We start from the raw sequence: 22733 nt of genomic DNA on the forward strand, positions 1-22733 counted from the left end.
GGTGGGTTAAACCGGCTTGCGCCAGTCGTCTGAGGCTTCGGTCCCTGCAACCACGTGGCTCCAACTGACCTTGCGGTAGGCCAGGCTGGTCTTGATCAGTTGGGTGTAGTTGGCGTTATCGCTGTCCTGGGCATGGGGCAAAACGGTGTGGATTTCGACGACGGTGGCGTCTTCCAGCTTGGTGGTGAAGAAGTGCTCCTGTTTGCCATCGGTGGAGGTGCGGAACCACTTGACCTCAACGGTGGGCAGCATTTCGCCGGTGGCCAGCGCCTGGTAGAGCATGGGCGAGGCCTTGCTCAAAGCACTGGTGAATATCAGCGGTTTGTGTACCCGTTGCCCCGAAGGCTGGCCGCTTTGCGGGTCGGTGGGGGTGCTGATCAGGTGGTCGACTTCCTGGGCCAGAATTTCGTCCTCATGGCCTTCCACATACACGTTGCCCACCGAGTCTCCGGTAAACGCGCCTTTGGTGATGTGGCCCTGGGTCTGGCCGTGGATGCTGATGTAGGCAGGTGTTGGCATGACAAACTCCTTGTAACGATCAATAAAACAACCCGATGGGGTTGCTACCGTCGGTGTGACGGCATGGGTTTATGGCCCGGTAAGGGCCAAGGGTTTGCAGGCGCCCGATGCGAGCGCGCTGAAAATCGGCTACAGCGTGAGAATCCGGTCGAGGGAAACCAGCACTTGCTGGGTGATGCCGTGCAAACGCACGGCGTACAGCGTGTACGCCACGACCAGCACCGCGCCCGCCATGGCCCAGGGTGTCCACAGCGGCCACGCGCGTTTGATGCGGTAGTTACGCGGGGCGACGTGGGTCAGGGGCTCGGTCAGGCGTTTGGGCGTCTCACCGCGCAGCGGGCGCAAGAGGCCGTGCAGGTGATTGATGATCCGTTGCAGTTCGTCATCGCCTCGGGGCACGTTGCCGTGTTTGCCCTTGAGGCCCGTGCACAGGCACAGGTACATGAACTCCAGCACGTGCTGGTATTTGGCGGCGTCGGTGGCCATGCGGGCGAGCAGGGTGAAGAACTTCTCGCCGCCCCAGGATTCATGATGAAACACGCTGAGCAGCGAGCGCGTGCTCCAGTTTGAACACCTGCCCCACGGGGTACTCATCACCACTTCGTCCACCAGCAGGCACAGGCTGTAGGAATACGCCTTGAGCGCGCCGGGGTCATAGTCCAGCGAGTTGAGCTCTTCCATGATCGTGCTGATCTGGTTATGCAGGTCGCGGTACAGCGCGTTGATATCGGCATGCCGGTCCAGGTGGCGCAGGCGAATCAGCAGGCCGATCAGGGGCATGGCCGGGTCGCACAACGGGTTCCAGGCCAGGCCGCGCAACTCGAATTCAGGGTCGGCCAAGTACGTTTGCGTTTGCTCTGTGATGACTGGCGGGGCGGGGGTAACCGCGTCCTCAAGCGCTTTGATGGGGGACTCAGGCGTGGTGTCTTCACTCATTTTTTTCACTCCTGATCGCCCAGAACTGCAGCTCTAGTTCCGGGAAGTCGCCGGCGACATGGAAGCCAAACCCGCTGCCCGTGCTCAGGCTCTGCCAGCCAGGGTGATGACGGTCGAGTTCGAAGTAGCTGAAGCCGGCATGGAACGGCAGATGGCGCGGCGCCACGGGCAGCGGGATCAGGGCAATGCCCGGTAACTGCAAACTGACCAGTTCGCCCAAGGCTTCGGTGGCGCTGATCTTTATCTGTTTGGGCAACTGCTCGCGCAGGGTTTCCAGCGGCAGATTGGCGCGTACCGCGAGGATGAACTCGGCAGTGTCCAGCAGGCGCTTGTCGCCCAGCAGCGCAGTGAGCACGCCGAATTCCTGGGCGACGATGGGCAGCGACACGGCGCGCGGCTGCAAGACGGTCCCCAGCGCCCGGCGCAAGGTGTGCTCCAGCGGTTTGAAGCAGGCCCGCAAGTTGTCGTGCTGGTAGGCCGGGTACTCCTGGGGCAGGCGGCCCTCGTCGGTAAAGGTCACCAGTTCGCCGCAGGCCTGGGCGAAGGTGATGTACAGCCGCTCGGGGTGGACATGGCGTTGCCGGGCCAGGTGCTGGAACAGCGGGTACATCCGGTTGAGGGTTTGCAGCAGGTTGAAATCGGTGACATCGGCCACCCCGGATTGCCCCGACGAGCCGATGCGTTCAGCCAGGTTTTTGGCCCGCTCGCGGATCTGCCCGGCCACTTCCCCGAGGTAGCGCTGCAGCACCGGTACGGCCTGCAAGGACACACAAGTGGGGTAAAAATGCTCGTCCATCACCAGGCTGCCGTCCGGGCGTTTATCGAGGATCTTGCCCACGGCAATGCAGGTGAAGGCGCTGCGGTCTTCGTCCTCAAGCATCAGCTTGAGGTTGGGCACGGCCACGTTCATCGTGGTCACATCGCCGACTTCGCTGTGGGTGTCACGCACATCCACCTGCTGGGCCAGGTAACGGCTGTTGGCATAGCCTTCGGGCCAGCGTATTTCCAGGGCCTGAGCCGACTTGAGCGGCAGCGTCAGGAACACGGTCTGGTTGGCCGCACTGCTGTGGGTAATTTCCAGCGGGGTGGGCGGCGCCTGATCAGTGGGAATATCAAAGACGCTGCCGTCGGGCATGATCCCGCGTGCCCGGGTCAGGGCGATCTTGCCAAAGCTCAGGTACTCGCTGTTGAGCGCCAGTTCGCTGAAACCATAGAGCGCGTCGTTGAGGCTGTTGAGGCGTTGCTGCACGGCCGCTTCGGCGGCGCGGGCCTGTTGCTGGAAATGCTGGGGTTTGACGAACAACCCCTCGTACCAAATGACCGGGTGACGTGAACTCATCAGTGGGCTCTCTGCGTGAAAGGGGGTGAAAAGGCATTCATCGGGTTTCCCCTTTGAGCTCAACGCTGGCGGCGTCCAGTTGCACCAGCAGCGCGTATTGATGGCCCTTGGGGTCTACGCGCAGGGTCTGCTTCCACTGGGCGTTGTCGGCGTCGTAGTAGTGGGCGATCACCGCGATAAAACGCGTGTCTTCGTCCAGGCTCTGCGGGTCGATAAATTTGAATTGGCCCGGCTGCAGCAGGTAGTCGTCGGCGCGGATCCAGGTGCTGCCCAAGGTCTTTTTCAGGTCATCCATCAGTGTCTGGAGACTGGCGTTGCGCAGCAGGCTGTCATCGCTCAGTTGCAGCACCTTGAACGCGATGGGGCTGGCGATGGAGCGCGGCGCTTCAGCGTCTTGCGGGGTAGACAAACTGACACCGGGGGCGTCGTAGTCGCCAAAGGGCGAGGCTTCAACCACAGACATTTGTGTGTCCGCGTCGGGCTCTGGCAGGCCCGCTGACTGCGGCGTGACGGTCTCGTGAACGTGATCAAGCAGCGCCTGCAATTGCTCGGTCAGCGCCTGCGGGCTGGCGGCCTCCACGTTCACGGTATAGGGCGAACGAATCGGCGTTTCGGCGGGGCCGGCTCCGGGGATGATCAGGCGCTGATTGACGCTGTGGCTGGCATACAGGCTCAACGAGTAGCGGCTGGGTTGATCATCAGGTCCGCCCACCGGGATCGACGGTGTCCAGATCACCTGGCCGATCTTGCCGAGCAGGGTGCAACCGACCAACGCCAGGCAGCCGAGCAGCAACAGGGCGAAGCGGATATGGCCGCCCACCTGCGTGCTGTCGAGGTGCACGGCGCGGTGGGGGTTTGCGCGCTCGACGCGGGGTTGGTCAGCGTTGGCGTGGGCTGCAAAATCCAGTACATCGTGCAATGGCGGCGCTGCGGTGATCGCTTCCAGGGCCAGCAGCGGGTCGCTCTCCCGGGCGGGGTCCAGAGGGCGACTCAACTGCTCGAATTCATGGCAGATGTGCGTGCTGGTGTCTGTCGGGGGCAAAAAAGGCAGCGTGTGGGCGTTCCAGTCTTCAAGGCCATCCCGGCGGCCGGTGAGCAGTTCATTGAGCGAGCGCTGGCTCAGGTGGCGGCGGTCGTCTGCCAGCGCATGGGCATCCAGATGCACGGCAATTTGGTAGTCGCCGATGTGTAAAAAATCCCCTTCGTTCAACTGCACGGTGGTGTCACGGCCCAAGGGCAGGGCATGGCCGTTGGCATAGGTGTGGCCGCAGTGATCGGTGACGCAGGCGCGATTGCCCAGCCAGTGGATCTGGCAATGGTGGGGGCGAACGCTGCGGCTGCGGTCGTTGAGCAACCAGTCGCAATCCACACTGCCGATGCTGCCGCCGTGCAAGGCAAAACGGTGGGTGGGCTGGCAACCGTGGAGCAATTGCGCGGGGTTGCTGATGACCAGCGTAAGGTTCATGCGCGCCCCCTGATCCGTACCACGGCGGGGTGACGGTGCGCCTGGCACTCGATGAAACTGGTCCAGCCCAAGTGAGTCCCGCCTTCGCGGCGCAGGTTGAACGGCGGCACGTCTTCTTCGCGCAGGCCCAGTTCCACGTAATAAGCCGGTACGTCCCGCGCCAGAAAGTCCAGCAACTGGCGCAGCCGTGCACACTGACTACCGCTGGGCAGGAACTCCCGGAAGCGCTTTTGCGACAGGTTGGGGATCACCAGGGTGAACTGGCTGGCGCGTGTGCGGGCACGGTCGCCGATGGTGAAGTTCTCCCCGAGTACACCGTTAAGTGAGCCGAGGGCCACGCGATGGCGCTTGAGCAAGGGCACCGAGCGCGGTTCAAATTCACGGATGTAAACGCCGTGCAGATCAAAACAATGCTCCACAATCCCGCTCACCACAGACGGCGCACGGCTGCGGCTGGCAATCAACCCGGCAAAGCTCAACAGACGCCCCCAGGGCAGCGGTGTCGCGCCGCGCAGGTCGTTGTCATTGAGGCCAATCAGGGAAAACACATAGCGCGAGAAGCGGTCGCGAGCGTTTGCCTGGAAGCGGATGTAGTAGCGATATTTTCGCCAGCTGTGGTGCAGCAAGGTCAGCAGGCGATGATTGAAAAAATCGAGGAACTCGGGGCGAATGCCACGGCCCTGCGCTTGCTCATAGGCCAGGCGGTCCAGGTAATAACCGGGCAGCGGCGAGTCGGCGCCCTGCAAGCCCAGAAACGTGGTTTGCACGCGGTAGCGCTCGTTGCCGAGCGTTTCATCGACACGCTCGGCCACGGTCAGGTCAGAGGCCGGAAAGCCCATGCCCGCGTGGCTTTGCAAACGAATCCGGCGACGGCTGGCGCGGCTTGCAGGTTGGGCCTCTAGGTCATCGTCGTGCAGCGCGTGCAGGTGTTCCAGCAGACGATGGAACGAGTAGTTCCGCGCATCGGCCAGGAGCGTGTCGGCTAGATCACGGGTTGTCTGCCGGTCAACAGTGGCCATTCATAGCACTCGTTGTTAGTGGTATTGATCACTTCCAGCATGTGGAAGGAGTTGATGCTTGCGTAGAGCGCGAAGAAGTGCGAAAGCACGCTGGCGAACAGGTACAACTCGCCCTCGCAGAGGAACGCCTGCTGGTCCAGCTTCAAGCGGGTGTGCAGGCCGCGCACGGGCAGGCCCTTCATCAGCCAGTCAATGGGTGTGGTGACGGCTTCGCCAATCCCGTCCAGGCGCTTGCGGGTGGCGCGGGTCTGTTGCAGGTCGTGCAAGGCGGCAAAGTCATAGGCGCGGATCACCGCCTTGAGCGGCTCTGCCGAGAGCAGTGACAGGTAGTTCAGTGACAGGTTGGAAATCAGTGTCCAGTGCAGGCTGGCGTCCAGCACCGGCCGATACGAGCGGGTGGGCGCGATCAGGTTGGTGTAGGTGGCAAAGGACGGCGTGGTCTCGGTCGACAGCGACACGTCATCAATGCCCAGCGCCTGGGGTAAATCACGGTTGCTGCAGGTCAGTTCGATGGACGCGGTTTCATGCTCGCCGATGTAGTCGCGTTCATCGCCGCGCACAAAAGCAATGCGCTGCTGCAACCCCTCGCGGCCGTGGGACTCTTCGATGTGGGTGCGAAAGTACAGCGCCGTGCGGCCCTGGGCGTGTTCGATCTCATGCTGAAAAGACTCAAAAGGCGTAAAGGTGCGCAGCGGGTCGCCCTTGTGTTCTTTGTCGCTGGCGCTCCAGCCGGCCACGCGGTCGACACTGAAAATCTCATAGGCATCTGGGCGCTGCCCGGTGGGGATGACCCGCTGTTCCAGGCTGCGCCCGTCCAGGGCAATGGGTTCGGCATCGTGGCTGAACAGGTTGACCGCCGGGGCGCAGAACAGGTGCAGGTCGTGGGTCTGTAAACGAATGTCGCCGGGCATGGGCCGGGAGAACTGGAACTCGAAGCGAATCTCATCGGTGCTGATGGCAGGCCAGGCTTTGCCCAGACGGGTCAGGCTAAAGAAGTGAAAGCGCTGCGGGAACACGAAGTATTCCTGCAAGATCCGATAGCCGTCGAAGACATTGCGCGGGTAGGGCAGCAACGCCTCTTGCGGGGTAAACCCCGGAAAGCCGATGTCTTGGGGGTTCAGCCCGTAGGCGGTGCCATTGACGTACAGGGTCACGCTTTTGAGGTAATGGGCGATCCACAGGTACAGGGTTTGCGCCGTGGCGTTGCCACCGCCGAGGTGAAAATCCAGTTGATCGCAGCCCAGGCTGCTCAACGGTTGCCGGGTCAATACGCTGAGGTCGATGCGCACCACTGAGGCTTCGCGGCTATGGGCATCACTCACGCATTTGACCGCCAGCGGGTACAGGCTGACCTCGGTGCAGGTGCGAAATTCGCAACTGATGCCGTCCACCGGTTTGGCAAACAACGGTGTGCCTTTGGGCAGCACCTGGCGCTGGCTGATGGCGTCGGGCAGCGGTTTGAAACGCACGATGGTGCAACTGGGTAATGGCCGCAAATAGTTGGGCCAGAGCATTTGCAGCAGCGGGTGCGTCAACTCCGGCAGGTCATCGTCAATCTTCATGCCGAGCTTGGCGGTGAGAAACGCAAAGCCTTCCAGCAGCCGTTCCACATCCGGATCGTTGGCCTTGTCACCCAAAAACTGCGCCAGTTGCGGGTTGTCCTCGGCAAACTCACGGCCCAGCTCGCGCAAGTAACGCATCTCTTCGGCAAAGCGTTCTTTCAAGCCCATGGTGTCCCCCTTTATTTCACGCGGGTGTAGCCGTCGCGGCCGTGCATGGCCACGTCGATCAGCACCCTTTCGTCCTTGTGGTTGAGCTGCACCTGGCAATCGAGGCGAAAATTCAGCTCCAGCGGTAAATCCGGGTCGGGCTGATAGCGCACGCCAACGACCTTGATCCTCGGTTCGAATGCCTCGATCGAGCGGCGTATGTCGGCGCTGATAGCGATCACCAAGTCAGAGCTGCCCTGGGCTGCGCCATTGAAGTCGCGCAGGCCCAGTTCGGGGCTGCTTTGCGAGCAGCCCTGGCGGGCATTGAGCACGTGCTCCAAATGGCGCTTGATCGCGTCGATACGCTGGCGGGCCTGTTCGTCCGCGGTGCCCGGGCGGTAGCGCGGTGCGTCAGGCTCCAGACGTTCGAACAGGCTGGCGCGGCCCAATTACTGGGTGTCCAGCCGACCGACCAGTGAGATCTCGAAGTTGGCGCCCATGTACTTGAAGTGCGGGCGGATCGACAGCGAGACCTGATACCAGCCCGGGTTGCCGGCCACGTCCTGCACATCAATCTGGGCCGCGCGCAGCGGGCGACGGCTACGCACATCGGCGGAAGGGTTGTCTTGATCGGCAATGTACTGCTTGAGCCAGGTGTTGAGCTCGCGCTCCATGTCCTGGCGTTCTTTCCAGCTGCCGATCTGCTCGCGTTGCAGGACTTTGATGTAGTGGGCCAGGCGGTTGACGATAAACAGGTAGGGCAATTGTGTGCCGAGCTTGTAGTTGGTCTGGGCCTCCTGACCTTCGCGGGTCTTGGGGAAGGCTTTGGGTTTCTGAATGGAATTGGCCGAGAAAAACGCCGCGTTGTCGCTGTCCTTGCGCATGGTCAGCGGGATAAAACCGGCTTCTGCCAGCTCATATTCCTTGCGATCAGAAATAAGCACTTCGGTGGGGATCTTGGCTTGCAACTGGCCCAGTGATTCATACAAATGCACCGGCAGATCCTCTACCGCACCCCCCGATTGCGGGCCGATGATGTTCGGGCACCAGCGGTAACGGGCGAAGCTGTCGGTGAGTCGGGTGGCCATCAGAAAGGCCGTGTTGCCCCACAGGTAGTTGTCATGCTGGCCGTCGATGGCTTCGTCGTAGCTGAAGCTGCGCACCGGGTTTTCCAGGCCGTCATAGGGCGTGCGCAACAAAAAGCTGGGCAGGGTGGCGGCGATGTATTTGGAGTCTTCCATCTCGCGCAAGCTGCGCCATTTGGTATGGCTGGGGCCTTCAAAGATGTCGTTGACCTCCTTGATCGACGGCAGGTCCTGGAAGCTTTTGAGATTGAAGAATTCGGGGCTGGCGGCCATGACGAACGGTGCGTGGGCCATGGCGCCTACAGAGGCCACATAACTGAGCAAACGGATGTCCGGTGACGAAGGGCCGAAGGTGTAGTTACCGATCATGGCAGCGATGGGTTCGCCACCAAACTGGCCGTAGCCTGCGGTGTACACGTGCTTGTAGAGGCCGCTGCGGGTGATGTCGCCAGCGTTGTCGAAATCGTCGAGCATTTCTTCTTTGGTGACATGCAGCACGTCGAGCTTGATGTTCTCGCGAAAGTCCGTGCGATCCACCAGCAGTTTCAGCCCGCGCCACGCCGATTCCAGTTGCTGGAACTGCGGCTGATGGAGGATTTCATCCATCTGCTTGCTCAAGGCAAGGTCGATTTCGCTGATCATCTGATCAACCCGGAACTTGTTCACGGGCTGTTCGTGATGGCCGCTTTGCAATATCTCGCTGATGAACGCGGCCACGCCTTGTCTGGCGACCGCATAGCCTTCCTGGGCCGGGGTCATCATGGTGTTGGCCAGCAGTTGATCGAGTAGCGAGGTGGGGGCATCGGTCACCCGGATTTGGGCGTTGGCACTTTCCATCGGCATGGGTGGTACTCCGTTTTATGAGCTCGGTTTCGGCAGTCGCAGGGCAGTGAACAGGCAGGTAACGCTTGGCGTTTGGGCCTAGGCGTCAGGCGAATCCTTGGGGGCAGGCAGGGTCAGGTTCAGTTCGCGAATAAGCCGTTGGCGCGAAGCATCGTCAGCCAGCAGGCTTTGCAACTGTTTGCGGAAGGCGGGGGTATTGCCCAGCGGGCCTTTTAACGCCACCAGCGCGTTGCGTAACTCCAGCAGTTTGTTCATTTCAGGCACTTGGCGGGCGATGGCATCAGGGCCGAAATCGTTAATCGACTTGAACTGCAAATTAATGCTCAAGTCGTTCTCGATATCGTTGGTCAAGACGCAAGGCACTGCCATTTCTAATGACACTTCGGCTTTGGTCAGTACATCATTGAAGTTGTCTTTGTCGATACGTACGGGTTGTCGGTCTTCAAGAGCGGACTCTTCGCCGTGGCCTTTAAAATCACCGGTTATCAGTAACTTTAACGGCAATTCAACTTCGGCCTGTTGATCGCCTGTGGCCGGAATGTATTTGATGTTAATGCGTTCTTTTGGAGCTACGGAACCGTGAGCTTTCGACATGGGAAAAGTCCTTTTCATTCGAAGGTAGCCCTATTAGGAACCGATTTCTCTAGGCCTGTCATGTCGGCCAAAGCCGTTAGTTGTGTGGCTTTTCTCTGTAGGAAATTACGATTATGAGTTTGGTAGTACTTGCCCTACATAGTTGCAGGAAGTCGCTGAGGGATATGTCTGTTAATTGCACTAATAACGTTAATTGTGGAGTGTTTTACTTGCTACTTAATTGCCGGTTAGTCCACGCTCCGGACAATTAAGGCGTTATACGTCGAACTTTTTATCAGCGAGAAAGGATCTTGCGCGTTATGTCATGCCCATCATTCATACAGGAGGTGCAAATGCGAATAAGCAGTGGGCGGGCATGGGCGTTAGGCGCCTTTCTATTAGTGCTGGCGGGGCAACAGGCATTGGCCATGCCTGCAGCGCGAGACTGTACGACCGTTGTGTCGTCGTTAAAGCGTCTGGAATGCTTTGATCAGGCGGCCGGAACGCCGATTCGCAGCATGGCGCCACAACCCATCACTTATGTGGGGCGAATGTTGCCCATCGTCGATCTGGTGCAGCGCAATGAGGCCAGACGCAGTCCCGGTGACTTCCGCTTTTTGATCTCCCACTGGCCAGAGCTGGATGACGAGCGAGCACAACGGGTGGTTATTTCTGCTCCGGCCCTGGGGGCGTTTGCCCCCCGGCCTACCTTGGCCATCAGTTGCGAATCCAAAATCACTCGCTTGCAACTGGTGCTCGATGAGCCAAGCAAGCGCAACAAGCACCGTATCCAGCTGTTTGCAGATGACAAGCCGGTCTCGAACGCGACATGGCAAGTGATGGATGAAGCAGGGCTGGTGGTCGAGTTCAGTCGGGGGTTACCGACCATTGCGCTGTTGCGCCAGATCATGGGCAGCCAGCGTCTGGAGCTGAAAAGCACGCAGGACGCAGCCCTGAATGGGCTGGTGTTTGACGCGCAAGGCCTGGACGCGTTGATTGCGCAGGAGCGTCAAGCATGCCGCTGGTGATCGAGGTACCGGCCGATATTGTCCCGCTGTTGCTGGCGCCGATTGAACCGGAACAACCCGCCGGGTATTTCGATATCGAGGACGAAACCTATCAGGCAATTGATCAGGAAATGATCAAGCTCGGGGGCTTGCGTGAAGCCAGCATCGACTGGCCGTATATCGATGAAGCGTCCCGCCAGTATTTGGCCAGACAGTGCAAGCACTTGCGCATCCTCGGGCATTTGCAGGGGGTGTGGCTGCGCACCCGGCAGTGGGCGCGCTGGGCCGATGCCGTGGGCTTGCTGGCGGGTATCGTCGAGTTGTATTGGGACAGCGCCCACCCCAAGCCCGGGCCGACCGGCTATCTGGCCAAGCGCAAACAGATCAAGCGCCTGCTTGAAGAGTTGGGACAAGCCCTGTCGAGCCTGGACCGCAGCAGTTTTGTCCCGGTGCATCAGGCCACGGCGGAGCAGGCGTTACTCGACCTTGCGCGCGGCGCAGTCGCGGCCAAGCTCGACTCGGCGCCGATTGAGGCACTGCAACGTCAGTTGGCCAAATACAGTGAGCCACTGGTGCCTGAGTCGACCAACCAGGCCCCATCTTCCGGCGTCCTGAACCCGACCTTGTTTACCCGCACCAGCGCGCCGCCCGTGGGCAGCGAACGTGAACAACGGCGTGCCTTGCTGGCAATGGCCGAGCAACTCAATCAACAAGACCTCTATGACCCGGTGGGCTATCAACTGCGCCGTTTTGGCTTGTGGGCGCACCTGCATGCCGCCCCGGCCATCACCCGCGACCGCCGCACTGAATTAAGCGCGGTGCCTCAAGACATTGTTGACGCGTATCAAGAAGCACTGGGCGCCAATGCCCTTGAGCCCGCCTTGCTGTTGCGCATTGAAAAAAGCGTCGCGGCCTCGCCGTACTGGCTGCGTGGCAGCTACCTCGCGGCCCAGGTGGCCTCGCGCCTGGCGATGGATGACGTGGCCTTGGCTGTGCGCCGCTGTTGTGAGCGACTGGTGTGTCGGCTCCCGGCTTTGCTGGAGCTTAATTTCAGCGACGGCACGCCCTTCGTCGACGCGTCAACCCAGGCCTGGATCAGCGGTGCCGACCAGCGCGAGGGCGCCAGCAGTGCGGTGCCTGAGTACGCGGGCCTGCGCGACGAATTGGTGACCCAGTTGAATACCGAAGGCGTTGAGGTAGTGCTGCTGCGTTTGCAGGCATTGCACGCAGCCCATGAAGCCCCGCGCCAGCGCAGCCACACCACGGTGATCGCCGCTGATTTGCTGGGGGCCCTTGGCCTGTCCTGGCTGGCCGATGACCTTTACGCCGGGGTGGCCCGGGTGATGCGCGAAACCAGCGCCCAGGCGTGGGAACCCGAGTTGTATCAGAAGTTGGCCCAGCACCTTGGCAACCCCGCGTTGATCAAGGCCGTTCAGGAGTAGGAGCAGTTTATGGAAAGGGTCTGGAGTTACATCAAGCGCTGGGGTTGGCCCGTGCTGCGGCATTTCAAGCAGGCGCTGGCGCTGATGGTTGTCCTCGGCGTGGTCTTTGCGCTGATCGGCATCTGGTGGCTGGGGCCGCACTGGACATGGCGCGAGCATCAACCCTTGGCTGCGCTGGCGATGCGCGTGTCGGCCAGTGTTGTGGTGGTGGTCGTGCCGTTGCTGTTCTGGGCCTGGCGGGTGCGTCAACGCTTGCTCAGGCTCAATGCCGAGCACGCGCGTGAAGCGGCGGTTGTGCTGGATCCCTGCCTGCCCTATGTCGAGGCGCAGGAGCGTTCACTTGATCAAAGCCTGAGCCATTTATTGAACAATATGGAGCGTCGCCGTTCGCTCTATCAATTGCCGTGGTACCTGGTGCTGGGCGAAGAAAACGCGGGCAAGACCAGCCTTGTCACCCGTTCAAATCAGAGCTTTTCCCTGTCCCATATCAACAGGACGGGGGCCCGCGCGCAGCCGGAAGAAAAACTGGCGTATGGCATCGACTGGTGGATCGGCGACGAAGCCGTCTTGATCGATCCGCCGGGTGAGTTGCTCACGCAACCGAAGCCCTTGACGCAAGAACAGCGCGCCGAGCAAGCGCAAGAACCGGTGGCGGCCAAAGGTAAATTCAGGCCGGTATTGCCTGGGGACACTCACCCGCGCCTGTGGCTGCACCTGCTGGACTGGCTGGGGCGCAATCGCAGCCGCCGCGCCCTCAACGGGGTGGTGCTGGTGATCGATGTACAAGCCTTGCTGATGCAGCGCCCCGAAGCGCGCAAGGCTCGCGCTAACGTGCTTCGCACGCGGGTGTATGAATTGACGCGGCATTTGGGCACACGCCTGCCGGTGTATGTGGTGCTGAGCAAATTTGATCTGCTGGAGGGTTTTGAAGAGTTCTTTTCTCAGCTGTCGCGCCGGGGCCGTGAAGACTTGCTCGGCTTTACCTTCAGCCTGGACGCGGTCGACGATTTTGATGCCTGGCTGGCGGAATTGGCGGAGCATTACAGCGCGTTTGTCGAGCGTCTCAACGAGCAGGTTTTTGACAGCCTCAGAGGCGCCCGCTCATTGGAGGACCGTGACCGGCTGATGGGTTTTCTGCGTCAGTTGGCAGGGCTGCGCCCGGCGCTGTTTGGCTTCTTGAATGAAATGCTCGGCACCGACCGTTTCACCACACCGGCGCTGGTCCGGGGCGTGTATTTTTCGTCGGTCTTCCAGCAGGGCACCCTGAGCAATGCGTTCGTCAAAGAGGCGGGCCAGCCGTACCACCTGCCGCCACCGCCTGCCGAGGTCAAACCTGCGCAGGGCAAGGCCATTTACTTTGCCCAGCAATTGTTCAAGCAAGTGATTTACCCCGAGGCGGGGCTGGCCGGTGACAACATCAAAGTCGCCCGCAACAAGCAACGACTGTTGATCGCAGGTTTTGGCGTGGCTTCGCTGGGCTGTTTGCTGGTGGTGGGCTTGTGGCAGCACTACTTCACCGTCAATCGTGACAAGGCCGCGAACGTTTTGGCCAGAAGTCAGGAGTTCAGCACCGGGGACATTGACGCCAATCTCGATGCCACCGGGCGCAATTTGCTGGCGCCGCTGGACCAGATCCGTGACGCCGTCTCGGTGTACGGCGATTACCGTGAAGCCTGGCCGTTGCTGTCCAATATGGGGCTGTATCAGGGCCGGGCGATTGGCCCGCGGGTTGACGAAGCCTATTTGAACTTGCTGTCCAGGCGCTTTTTGCCCGCCATCGCCAGCAGTGCTCTGGAGGCGATCAATATCGCGCCTGCGGGCAGCAATCAGCAACTGGTGGCGTTGCGGGTGTACCGCATGATCGAAGACCGCCAGAACCGCCGACCGGAGATCGTCGAAGACTGGGTTGCCAAACAGTGGCAGCGCGCGTATCCGGGCCAGGGGCAACTGCAGGCAGACCTCATGCGCCATCTCAATTACGCGTTGAAATATGCCGACACGGACTTGCCGCACTACCGCGAACGGATCGTCCAGGTTCAGCAACAACTGCGCCAGCGACCCATGGCGGAGCGGGTGTACAGCACCTTGAAACAGGATGCCCAAGAGCGCTTGCAACGCCCGCTGGACTTGCGCAACGAAATCGGCCCGGCTTTCGATATTGTTTACCGCCCTTTAGTGGTCAACCCGGACACCGATGGCAGTGAGTTGCAGTTGGCGCCATTGCTCACCGCCAAGGGCTTCAAAGAGTACTTTGAGCCCGGCACGCAAGACATTATTGAACTGGCCATGATCGATCAGTGGGTGCTCGGTGAGCGCCAACGTCTGGACTACTCGCCAGAAGACCGCAAGGTCCTGACCCAGCGGGTTCGTGCCCTGTACAGCGCTGACTATGTAGACAGCTGGCGGCGGGCGCTTAACCAGTTTGTGGTCACTGATTTTCGTGATCTGAGCCATGGGGTTGCCGTGCTGGAGCAGGTCACCGGCCCGGCGGCGCCGTTACGGCGTTTGCTTGAAACGCTGCGCGACAACACCGTGATCTACCCGGCCGTGCCGTTGATCGAGGGCACTGCGGTGGTCAGCCTGGACAAAGTGCCCGAAGGCCAACAACAGGCGGCGGGTATTCGGCGTGCCTTTACCGGCTTGGCGCAATTGATCATCCCCCAGGGGGAGCGGCCTTCCTACTATGAAGAGACCCTGCGCGCCATTGGTGCCGTGCATGACTATGCCAAGGCCGTGCACGACAATCCGGACCCCGGCAAGGCCGCGTTGAAGACTGTGCTCAATCGCTTTTCGCTCAGCGGCAGCGACCCGATTGCCAACCTGCAACGGGTTGCCGTGGGCCTGCCGGAACCGATGAACCAGCAGGTCAAAAAACTCGCGGACCAGACCTCGCAAGTGCTGGTGGTAGCTGCCCTGCGCGAGCTGGAAAAGCGCTGGGACAGCGAGATCTACAGCTTCTATCGTGATCGGCTGGCCGATCGTTACCCGTTCAAAACCACGGGTGAAGACGCTTCGCTGGACGACTTTGAAGCCTTTTTCGGGCCGCAAGGGCGGTTGCAACAGTTCCATGACCAGTACCTGGACATCTTCCTCAAAGACAACCTCGACGTGCTCTACTCCGAGAGCCTGGGCGGTTATCTGGTACGCAGCGACGTGCTGGAACAGTTGAAAAAAGCCGAGCGTATTCGCGACACGTTCTTCAACCATCGCGGGCATTTGGCGGTGCAACTCACCATCGAACCGCTGGCCCTGAGCACCACGCGCCTGAGCAGCCTGCTCAGCGTCGACGGCCAGTTGATCCCCTATCAGCACGGCGCGCCACAGCGCACAGGGTTGGTGTGGCCCAACGACCTGGGCAATGCCAATGGCAGCCAACTGACCCTGGTCAACAGCAGTGGCAATACCGCCAGCCTGAGCTATCGCGGCCCGTGGTCACTGTTTCGGCTGCTCAGTCGAGGCCATCTCAACGGCCGTACCGACACCAGCGTCGACCTGACCTTCGCCATTGCCGACGGGTTGATGCGCTACCGCGTGGTGGCCGAAAAAGCCAACAACCCCATCACCCAGCGCACCTTTGAAGGCTTTGCCTTGCCCAGAACCTTGCTGGAGGAACGCCGCCACCCCAAGGACGGCGACAAACTCACGCAGTGGTCAGGGCGGTCCAAGCGTCTTGCCCTATCTATGTAGCACCTGCCTTTGTTCTCCCTGAGTAGGGTGTTGGCTCCGCCCACCCACTCAGGAAGAGCAAATGCTCGATACCAATCCTCTATTGAACACCTCAGTGCTGCCGCCGTTTTCAATGATTCGCGCTGAGCATTTGGTGCCCGCTGTTGAACACATCATCGCTAAGAGCCAGACAACCGTAGCTGGCATTATTGCCAGCCAGACTTCATTCCCCACCTGGGACGATCTGGTGCTGGCGATGGATGAGGTAAAGGCCCAACTCGAAGAAACGATTCAAATGATTGACGTGCTCAGCACTGTACACACCCATAAGGCGTGGGCTGATGCAGTCACCCTCTGCGGGGGCCTGATGACGCAATACAAAGGGCAACTCGCGCAAAACACCACGCTGTATGCGTTATACCAGGCCCTGGCCGACAGCCCGATTGCAGCGTTGTTCAACAGTGCGCGCAAGCGGGTACTGGAAAAAATACTGCTCGAATATCGCCAGGCCGGGCTTCACCTCGGTCCGGTGCACCAAGAGCGGCTGCGTGAATTAAAGGAGCAAACCCGTCTGCTGGAGCAGACGTTCAGTGCCCATGTACAGCAAGCCACTCAAGCCTGGGGCAAACACATTGAAAACGAGTTGCTGCTAGCGGGCCTTGCGGCCCCGTTAAAGCAGCGCCTGGCGAGCGCAGCGCAGCATAAAAACCTGACCGGCTGGTGGTTAACACTGGATGACGAAGTGTTTCACGACGTAATGCTGTACGCGCAGAACCGGCCCTTGCGCGAGGAGGTATGGATCGCCCGCTACACCCTCGCCACAGCGCTGGGCCCGCAACCTGAACAGTTGAACAACGATGATGTGTTAACGCGGCTGCTCAGCAACCGCCATCAAATTGCACAGTTGCTGGGCCATGAGCACTTTGCCCAATTGGCTTTGCAAGGGCAGATGGCGTCGTCGACCGACGAGGTCATGAATTTTTTGCGTCATGAACTCGAATCACAACGCGCCACGTTTACCCTCGAGAGAGCGCAACTCGAGGCCCTGATGGTGGAATACGACATTCCAGAGCTCGAACCCTGGGATTATGAATACCTTGCCCAAATACTGCGCCAGGCCGACGGCGTGTCCCAGGATGCGCTGAATGTGTATTTCCCGCTGCCGACGGTTGTGGAGCGTCTGGTGCAATTTACCCGGCGGTTGTTTGGCGTTGAACTGGTTGAACAGACGCAGTTCGACCGTTGGCACCCGGACGTGCGCCTTTACCAAGTCATGGAACATCAACAAATCCTCGGGTACTTGTTTATTGACCCTTATGGCCGCCAAGAGACTGATGGGGCCGTTGAAGTGCTGACGCTGCGCAACCGCCGAATGACGGCCGAAGGGCGACCCCGGTTACCGATTGCTGTGCTGTCCGGCCGGTTTGCAAAAGGTGACGATGAACAGCCCTGTTTACTGAGCCACACGCAATTGCGCAGGCTGGTGCATGAGTTTGGCCATTGTCTGCAGCACCTCTTGACGGGGCAAGGGTACCGGGACATTTCCGGGATCGGAGGCATGAGTCCTGATGCGATTGAATTTGCCAGTCAGATCATGGAGCAGTGGTGCTTTAGCGACGAGTTTCTGGTCTGGATGTCGGCGCATTATCAGACTCAAGAGGCGATGCCTGCTGATGCGGCTCAGCGCTTAACGCGCGTGGTACACACTCAAACCAGTTGGGCCACGGCCAATGTTTTGCTGCTCATGCTGTTTGATATCGAGGTTCATCGCACCCAAGGCGATGGGCGCAGCCCACATGAGGTGTTTGATGCCCTGAATACGGAAGTCGGGCACTTGAAGTGGCCACATGACGTGAGCCCCTACAACAGCAACGGGTTGATGACATCACCCCATGTGGCTCGAGGCTATTCGTATAAATGGTCCGGTGTGTTGGCCAGCCAGGCGTTTGAGCAATTCAGCCGTCGAGGCCTGTTTGACGCAGAGACAGGGCAGGCCTTTCGCGATGCCTTTTTTACCTATGGCGATGCGCGTTCCTTGAGGGACTCCATGGAAGCCTTTCTGGGCGCCGACAAGGTAGACCGTTTCTTTCCGCCATCCGCCGCGTTGCTGCGCGTCGATAACACCCGGGACGTTGCGACCTTGATGGGTCAATTGACGACTTCGCAGCAGCAGATGATTGAGTTGAATGACGCTTTGCCACGGCCTGCCGGTGTTGCTGCGCAGCACTTGAAGAGCTGGTTTAAAACCACGTTCCCCGAGCTGGCGGGCAGTGTGGCGGTGCAGGATGTGTCTGTGCGCACGGTGCATGAAACACTCATCCCTCTAGCAGAACGGGTGCCTGATGGACCGCTGTTTAGCCGCACGATCATTTCCAGCGTCCCCTTGGATGTGCTGTTCTGGCAGGCGGCTGCTGGCCGCTTGAGTACCGGCGAGCTCTTTCTCAACCTGCAAAATATTGAAATTGTTCATCAAACCGGCGGTACCACGCAGGCACCGGCTGCCCTGAACAGCAACGATGCCAAGAGTGCATTCGAGCGATTGTTGGTAGAAACCCGGCCGTTGTCATTCGAACGCCAATGGGAACATGCCCTTGAACACTTCTGGAGCAAAGCCGCGAGTTTCACTCAGAACCGCCCTGTCAATGAATGGCTGGCAGATCAGTTAAGCCATCAGTTAATGACGCAGGCCAATCTTCATGCGCTGGACGGAGCGCTGCAAGAGCCGCTGCACCATGCCGTAACAGACTACGCGCTCTCGGCACCCGAGGCAGAGGCACGCGCAAGCTTGCTCGAAACCGTTCGGCCTGGTGTGTACACACTGGCCTACACACCACAAAGGTGGCGTGTCAGTTTGCCGGTCCGCAACTGTGTGGTGTTTACCGCGCGAGATAACGACGTTGAGCAGGGCGCAGCGCTGCTCTGGCGTCTGGGTGAGCCACTGGAAGTGTTCTACAGCCTGGCGCAACTGAAGGCGAGTTTGAAGGAAGGCGGCGATGCCATCGGCGAGATTAAGCATCGACCGTTGCCGGGTAACTTTTTGGTCCAGCAAGTCATGGCGCTGCGCCAGGCGCAAAAAACTGATGTGCTGCAAGCGCTGCTCGACGGACCAAATGAAGGGGAGCAGGTTAACGACTGGATACAGCGTGTGGACGAGGCCGCAGACCTTGGCGACCGGCTGGATATTGCCGTCCCGATGAATGCTCGGCAACTCAAGCAATCACTGAGTCAGTTGAATACTTGGCTACACAGCAGCCGCCACGCTACCGGGAAGGATCGCGTGGCATGGTGGAAGGCTTGCAGGGCTTGGCAACAAGCCGTAACGGATGCGCAGTCTCTGCCATCAGACCCGATAACGCTGGCAACACCTGAGGCCATCCAGGCGTGGACGCGCACTGAGCTTGAGCGATTGATCAAGGAAAAATATCCCCCGGCCGACCCGGATCGGGTTTTCCTGACGATCGAGAAACGCATCGTAGATCCCCATGCGCCTACGGGGTCATCTGCGTATGGGTCAGGAGTGGCACTTTCAGAACATAAGGGGATTATTTTTGACCGGCGTTCACTGACGCAATGGGCCATCTCCAATATGACGCCGGATGAGAGCAATGCGCGTGATTACCTTGAGGAGGGCCCACTGAACTTTGACGCCATACGCGATCTGGTGAAATCAGCCAATGTCGGGGTAATGCTTGACTCATGGATTATTGGCGCAGCCCGCCGTACGCAGACGTTATGGATGTCGCTCAAAGCCAAGCAGATGCGGGTTGAGGTACTTGCCGCCCACTTGTCAGGTGATCTCAAACATGACGCCAGCAATACCCGGTTGAACCTGGTGCTTGCCGCTCTTGATGGGCGCCAACCTCAGGAACGTAGCAAGGTCAATGGCCAAGAGGTGGTGGTTTATCAGATTAAATGGGGGAGCAGCACCCTAAGGGATATCGTGGCGTTTGGCGTCAAGAACCTTAAAGGCCGGCCCTCACTCACGTTGTACACGCCTGGGGCACCGGATGCCCGGGTGTTTCGCGATGCCGATGGCGAAGCATTCGAAGATCTGATGAGTGCTGTGGTGACGGCCCTCACCACAACACCAGAAATGACACTGTGGGTGATCTCGAAATTACCGCTTTCAGCGCAAGCTGACCAGATTGCCAGCCTGGAGTCGAAGGCGCCCGACCGTCCTTTGGGTGAAAAGATTAAACAGTTTGTGCTGGATATTTTTTCGCCCATCAAGTTTCGGGCTAACCTCGGTTTTCCTGCTCAGGGTGCGATTGCCGCCGTGGACATCGACCTGTTCGAAGCCTTGTATGAAACACACATTGTTCATGCGCGAGATGCTGCCAACGTGTTGACGGTTTCCCATGCCGAGCGTGATAGCGAAGCGGCCCAAGTCGGGCGCAGCAAAGGGTTAGTGCTGGTGCTGGGCATGATCTCGATACCTCAGGTAAACCGGCTCGGCGGGCTTCTGGGGCGGGCTATTATTCCGACCATGATCGGCGGTGCTGCGGTGGTGTCCATCAAGGATGAAGGCGGCAGTGGCAGTCAATGGCTGAGTGATTTTATCAGTGCCATGGGGGAGGTGGTCGCAGAGGCTGGCGAAGACCTCATCATGAGTCGAGCATCGGGCAGGCGTGGCAAAAAATACGCAGGCAAGCGTTATATGACGCTGACGACTTTGCCTCGCATGGTGGATGCCTCATTGCGGCCTTTTCTTCTGGAGGGGTTTGATGGAAGCGGCCTTCTACCGGAGGGTCGGAATCTATATCGCGGTCGAGACGGGCAAGGCTATTTAAAGCTTGACGGGGGCTTTTGCAAAACCACGGTGCAGAACGGTGAGCGGTTTGTTTATAGCCCCAGGAATATTTCTAACAGGCGCAAAGTGGTTTGGGAAAATGGCCGTTGGCAAGCCGAGGCTCCAAATCGTTTATTGGGCGGCGGCCCGGTGATGAGTCTGTTCAGAGCCCCGGAAACGCCTCAACAGAAAAAATACAATGCACTGCTTGAGGGCTACCTGGTTGACCATTACAACCCGCCCGGTGACATGGTGCGAGAGGCTGCAAACGTGATCGGAGCCATGCCGGAGGTGCTGGCTCAGCGGGTGCTGGATGAGAGCATCATTGATGCACGGGTGAGCGGTATTGAGGCTTACCGGTCGTTAATGAAGCTGCTGAACCGCCAGCGTCGGCTGCCACCTGAATACAAGGCCTCGAGCGATACGCTGGTGTACAAGCTGGACGTGTGGAGTGCGGTCCACTCGGCAACGCGGGACTTTGAAACCAGTGTGCCGGGCTTGAAATTTTCCGATCTGCAAAAAATTAAAATATTCGATATGGCATTGCCCTACAGAAATGCTTATTACGAAACGACCGGTATGAACATAGCCGTGATGCCGGACAACGCGACAGGTGCTGTGTTTATTGGCATTACACCTCTGCGCGGGAAAAAAAGGCGCGAACTGGACAAAATCAACAAGGATTACAACGACCTTAGCCTTTCATTGAGACAGAAGATTGTCAGTGCGCTGCAAGCACAGTTCCCGGGGCAAGGGCCAGAAACAGTGGCTGCACTGGAGCGTTATCTCGCAGTACCAGAAAATGTTGAGCATCATCGAAAAATCGCTCGCACGTTATTGAGAGAGGAAATGCAAGCGCGGAACATGCCAGGTTTGCTGACTGAGGTCAGAAACAAACGCATCCCTTACTTTGTTGTTATCAAGGGCAAAACGCAGCAAAAAATCATGGTGGCCACTGCCGAGGACATTGATCACTTCTCACAAAGCCTGATCAAATACACAGAACCCTTTGATATCCAGGCCGTTACACAGACGGCGACGCATAAAGTCACAGGCAAGTTACCCGCTACATCAACAACATCCACGACACCTGCGGTGTCCGAAGGGCCTGCTACAGACAGGTTTTCGATCAACGTAAGCGCGCTGGCTGAAGCGCAAATGACTTACGACAGCTTCCCGGAAGCGGCCCGGATCAAAATGACCAGCATCATGGATGACATTCGTGCGGGTCGTGTGACCAGCAAGCGAATCAATGGTTATTACTGGTATGACATGTCCCAGTTGGATCCAGGCAGTGGCAGGGGGGCCTGGCGCGCTGCATTTGAACGCAAGGGCGATACGTGGGAGTTGCAGGGGTTTTATGACTATCACACCCATCGGGCTGCCACGGTGTGGAGTTACTGACGCGTAATAAAGTCGATAAACGCCCGCACGCGTTGCGGCACGTGGCGCGCGTGCGGGTACAAGAGGATAAACGGGCGCCGGGCACCGCCGAAGGCGCTCAACACTTCACACAGCTCGCCGCGCTCCAGTGCCTGCTGCACCGTGAAACGGTAGGTCTGCATCAGGCCTGCACCGTGTTTGACCAGTGTCACTGCGCCCAGGTAATCATCCAGACAGGCGCAGTTACCTGAGGTTTCCAGCTCAACCCACTGACCGTCCCGCTGAAACGCCCATGGCAAATTGCGCCCGCTGCTGGGCAGTTGGTACTGAATGCAGTCATGCTTGGCCAGTGCTTCCAGCGAGGTGGGCGTGCCCGCTTCGCGCAAGTACTCAGAGGTTGCCACCACCACCAGTTCGGCCTCTTCCAGCGTACGGGCGATCAGCCCGGAATCGGTTGGCGCCTTGCCTCTGATCGCCAGATCAAAACCATCGTCGGCAAAGTCGATGTTGCGGTTGCTGATGTGCACATCGATTTGAACGTCAGGGAACTGCCGACGAAACGCAGGCAACTTCGGCAGCAACCGGTAGTGAGCATAGGGCGTGGGCACACTGATGCGTAACAAGCCGGAAGGCTGGCTTTGCTGGCCGGTGACTTCTCGCTCGGCATCGACCAGTTGTGTCAGCGCCTGACGGCATTGCTGGTAGTAAAGCCGCCCGCTATCGGTGAGGCGCATCTGGCGTGTGGTGCGCACAAACAAACGCACCCCCAAGCGCTCCTCCAGGCGGGCCACCGAACGACTCACCGCCGCTGGTGTAACCCCGGCCAGATTGGCCGCGGCCGTGAAGCTGCCGGTCTCGGCTGCCAGGCAAAACAGTTCAATACTGCCCAGTTGAACATCATCGAAGTGACGGGTCATGGCACGGCCAATTGATTACATGAGGTATCTATTCAAATGCC

The 22733-nt window shown here is 59.3% G+C and carries 14 protein-coding genes; 4 read left to right on the forward strand and 10 right to left on the reverse strand.

Going from position 1 to position 22733, the window contains the following annotated elements; genetic code table 11:
• Positions 1-6 precede the first annotated feature (6 nt).
• The 9 genes from GHO25_RS10870 to tssB form a co-directional block, all read right to left on the reverse strand.
• Positions 7-519 (reverse strand): Hcp family type VI secretion system effector, encoded by a 513-nt coding sequence (locus GHO25_RS10870; RefSeq protein ID WP_048389002.1) that lies wholly within the window; start codon positions 517-519, stop codon positions 7-9.
• A gap of 129 nt (positions 520-648) precedes the next feature.
• Positions 649-1455 (reverse strand): type IVB secretion system protein IcmH/DotU, encoded by an 807-nt coding sequence (gene icmH, locus GHO25_RS10875; RefSeq protein WP_153390770.1) that lies wholly within the window; start codon positions 1453-1455, stop codon positions 649-651.
• Positions 1448-2794 carry a type VI secretion system baseplate subunit TssK gene (gene tssK, locus GHO25_RS10880; protein WP_153390771.1) on the reverse strand — a complete coding sequence of 449 codons (1347 nt, stop codon included), beginning with the start codon at positions 2792-2794 and terminating at the stop codon, positions 1448-1450. Before tssK ends, icmH begins: the two co-directional genes overlap by 8 nt.
• A gap of 37 nt (positions 2795-2831) precedes the next feature.
• The gene (tssJ, locus tag GHO25_RS10885) at positions 2832-4259 is read right to left on the reverse strand and encodes a type VI secretion system lipoprotein TssJ (protein WP_153390772.1); all 1428 of its coding nucleotides are present in this window, start codon (positions 4257-4259) and stop codon (positions 2832-2834) included.
• Positions 4256-5278, reverse strand: a complete 1023-nt coding sequence (gene tssG / locus GHO25_RS10890) for a type VI secretion system baseplate subunit TssG (protein WP_153390773.1) — start codon at positions 5276-5278, stop codon at positions 4256-4258. Before tssG ends, tssJ begins: the two co-directional genes overlap by 4 nt.
• A complete protein-coding gene (gene tssF / locus GHO25_RS10895) occupies positions 5242-7008 on the reverse strand; it encodes a type VI secretion system baseplate subunit TssF (RefSeq protein WP_048389010.1) in 1767 nt (588 codons plus the stop codon). Before tssF ends, tssG begins: the two co-directional genes overlap by 37 nt.
• A gap of 11 nt (positions 7009-7019) precedes the next feature.
• Complete coding sequence (tssE, locus tag GHO25_RS10900; protein WP_048373670.1) at positions 7020-7436, reverse strand: type VI secretion system baseplate subunit TssE; 417 nt, start codon at positions 7434-7436, stop codon at positions 7020-7022.
• Positions 7437-8909 (reverse strand): type VI secretion system contractile sheath large subunit, encoded by a 1473-nt coding sequence (tssC, locus tag GHO25_RS10905; protein ID WP_088500278.1) that lies wholly within the window; start codon positions 8907-8909, stop codon positions 7437-7439.
• A gap of 84 nt (positions 8910-8993) precedes the next feature.
• A complete protein-coding gene (gene tssB / locus GHO25_RS10910) occupies positions 8994-9509 on the reverse strand; it encodes a type VI secretion system contractile sheath small subunit (protein ID WP_048373666.1) in 516 nt (171 codons plus the stop codon).
• A gap of 332 nt (positions 9510-9841) precedes the next feature.
• Between tssB and vasI the strand changes: the two genes are divergently transcribed.
• The 4 genes from vasI (at position 9842) to GHO25_RS10930 (ending at position 21796) form a co-directional block, all read left to right on the forward strand.
• A complete protein-coding gene (vasI, locus tag GHO25_RS10915; RefSeq protein WP_256677206.1) occupies positions 9842-10516 on the forward strand; it encodes a type VI secretion system-associated protein VasI in 675 nt (224 codons plus the stop codon).
• Positions 10504-11937, forward strand: a complete 1434-nt coding sequence (gene tssA / locus GHO25_RS10920) for a type VI secretion system protein TssA (protein ID WP_153390774.1) — start codon at positions 10504-10506, stop codon at positions 11935-11937. The genes vasI and tssA overlap by 13 nt, the downstream gene beginning before the upstream one ends.
• A gap of 9 nt (positions 11938-11946) precedes the next feature.
• Positions 11947-15624, forward strand: a complete 3678-nt coding sequence (gene tssM, locus GHO25_RS10925) for a type VI secretion system membrane subunit TssM (protein WP_153390775.1) — start codon at positions 11947-11949, stop codon at positions 15622-15624.
• 61 nt (positions 15625-15685) lie between these two features.
• On the forward strand, positions 15686-21796 hold the full coding sequence (locus tag GHO25_RS10930; RefSeq protein ID WP_153390776.1) for a M3 family metallopeptidase: 6111 nt from the start codon (positions 15686-15688) through the stop codon (positions 21794-21796).
• Here GHO25_RS10930 and GHO25_RS10935 read toward each other — a convergent pair.
• Positions 21790-22692 carry a LysR family transcriptional regulator gene (locus GHO25_RS10935; RefSeq protein WP_153390777.1) on the reverse strand — a complete coding sequence of 301 codons (903 nt, stop codon included), beginning with the start codon at positions 22690-22692 and terminating at the stop codon, positions 21790-21792. The genes GHO25_RS10930 and GHO25_RS10935 overlap by 7 nt on opposite strands.
• Positions 22693-22733 lie beyond the last annotated feature (41 nt).

The sequence above is a fragment of the Pseudomonas sp. FSL R10-1350 genome, assembly GCF_009600525.1.
Taxonomy (GTDB): Bacteria; Pseudomonadota; Gammaproteobacteria; order Pseudomonadales; family Pseudomonadaceae; genus Aquipseudomonas; species Aquipseudomonas helleri.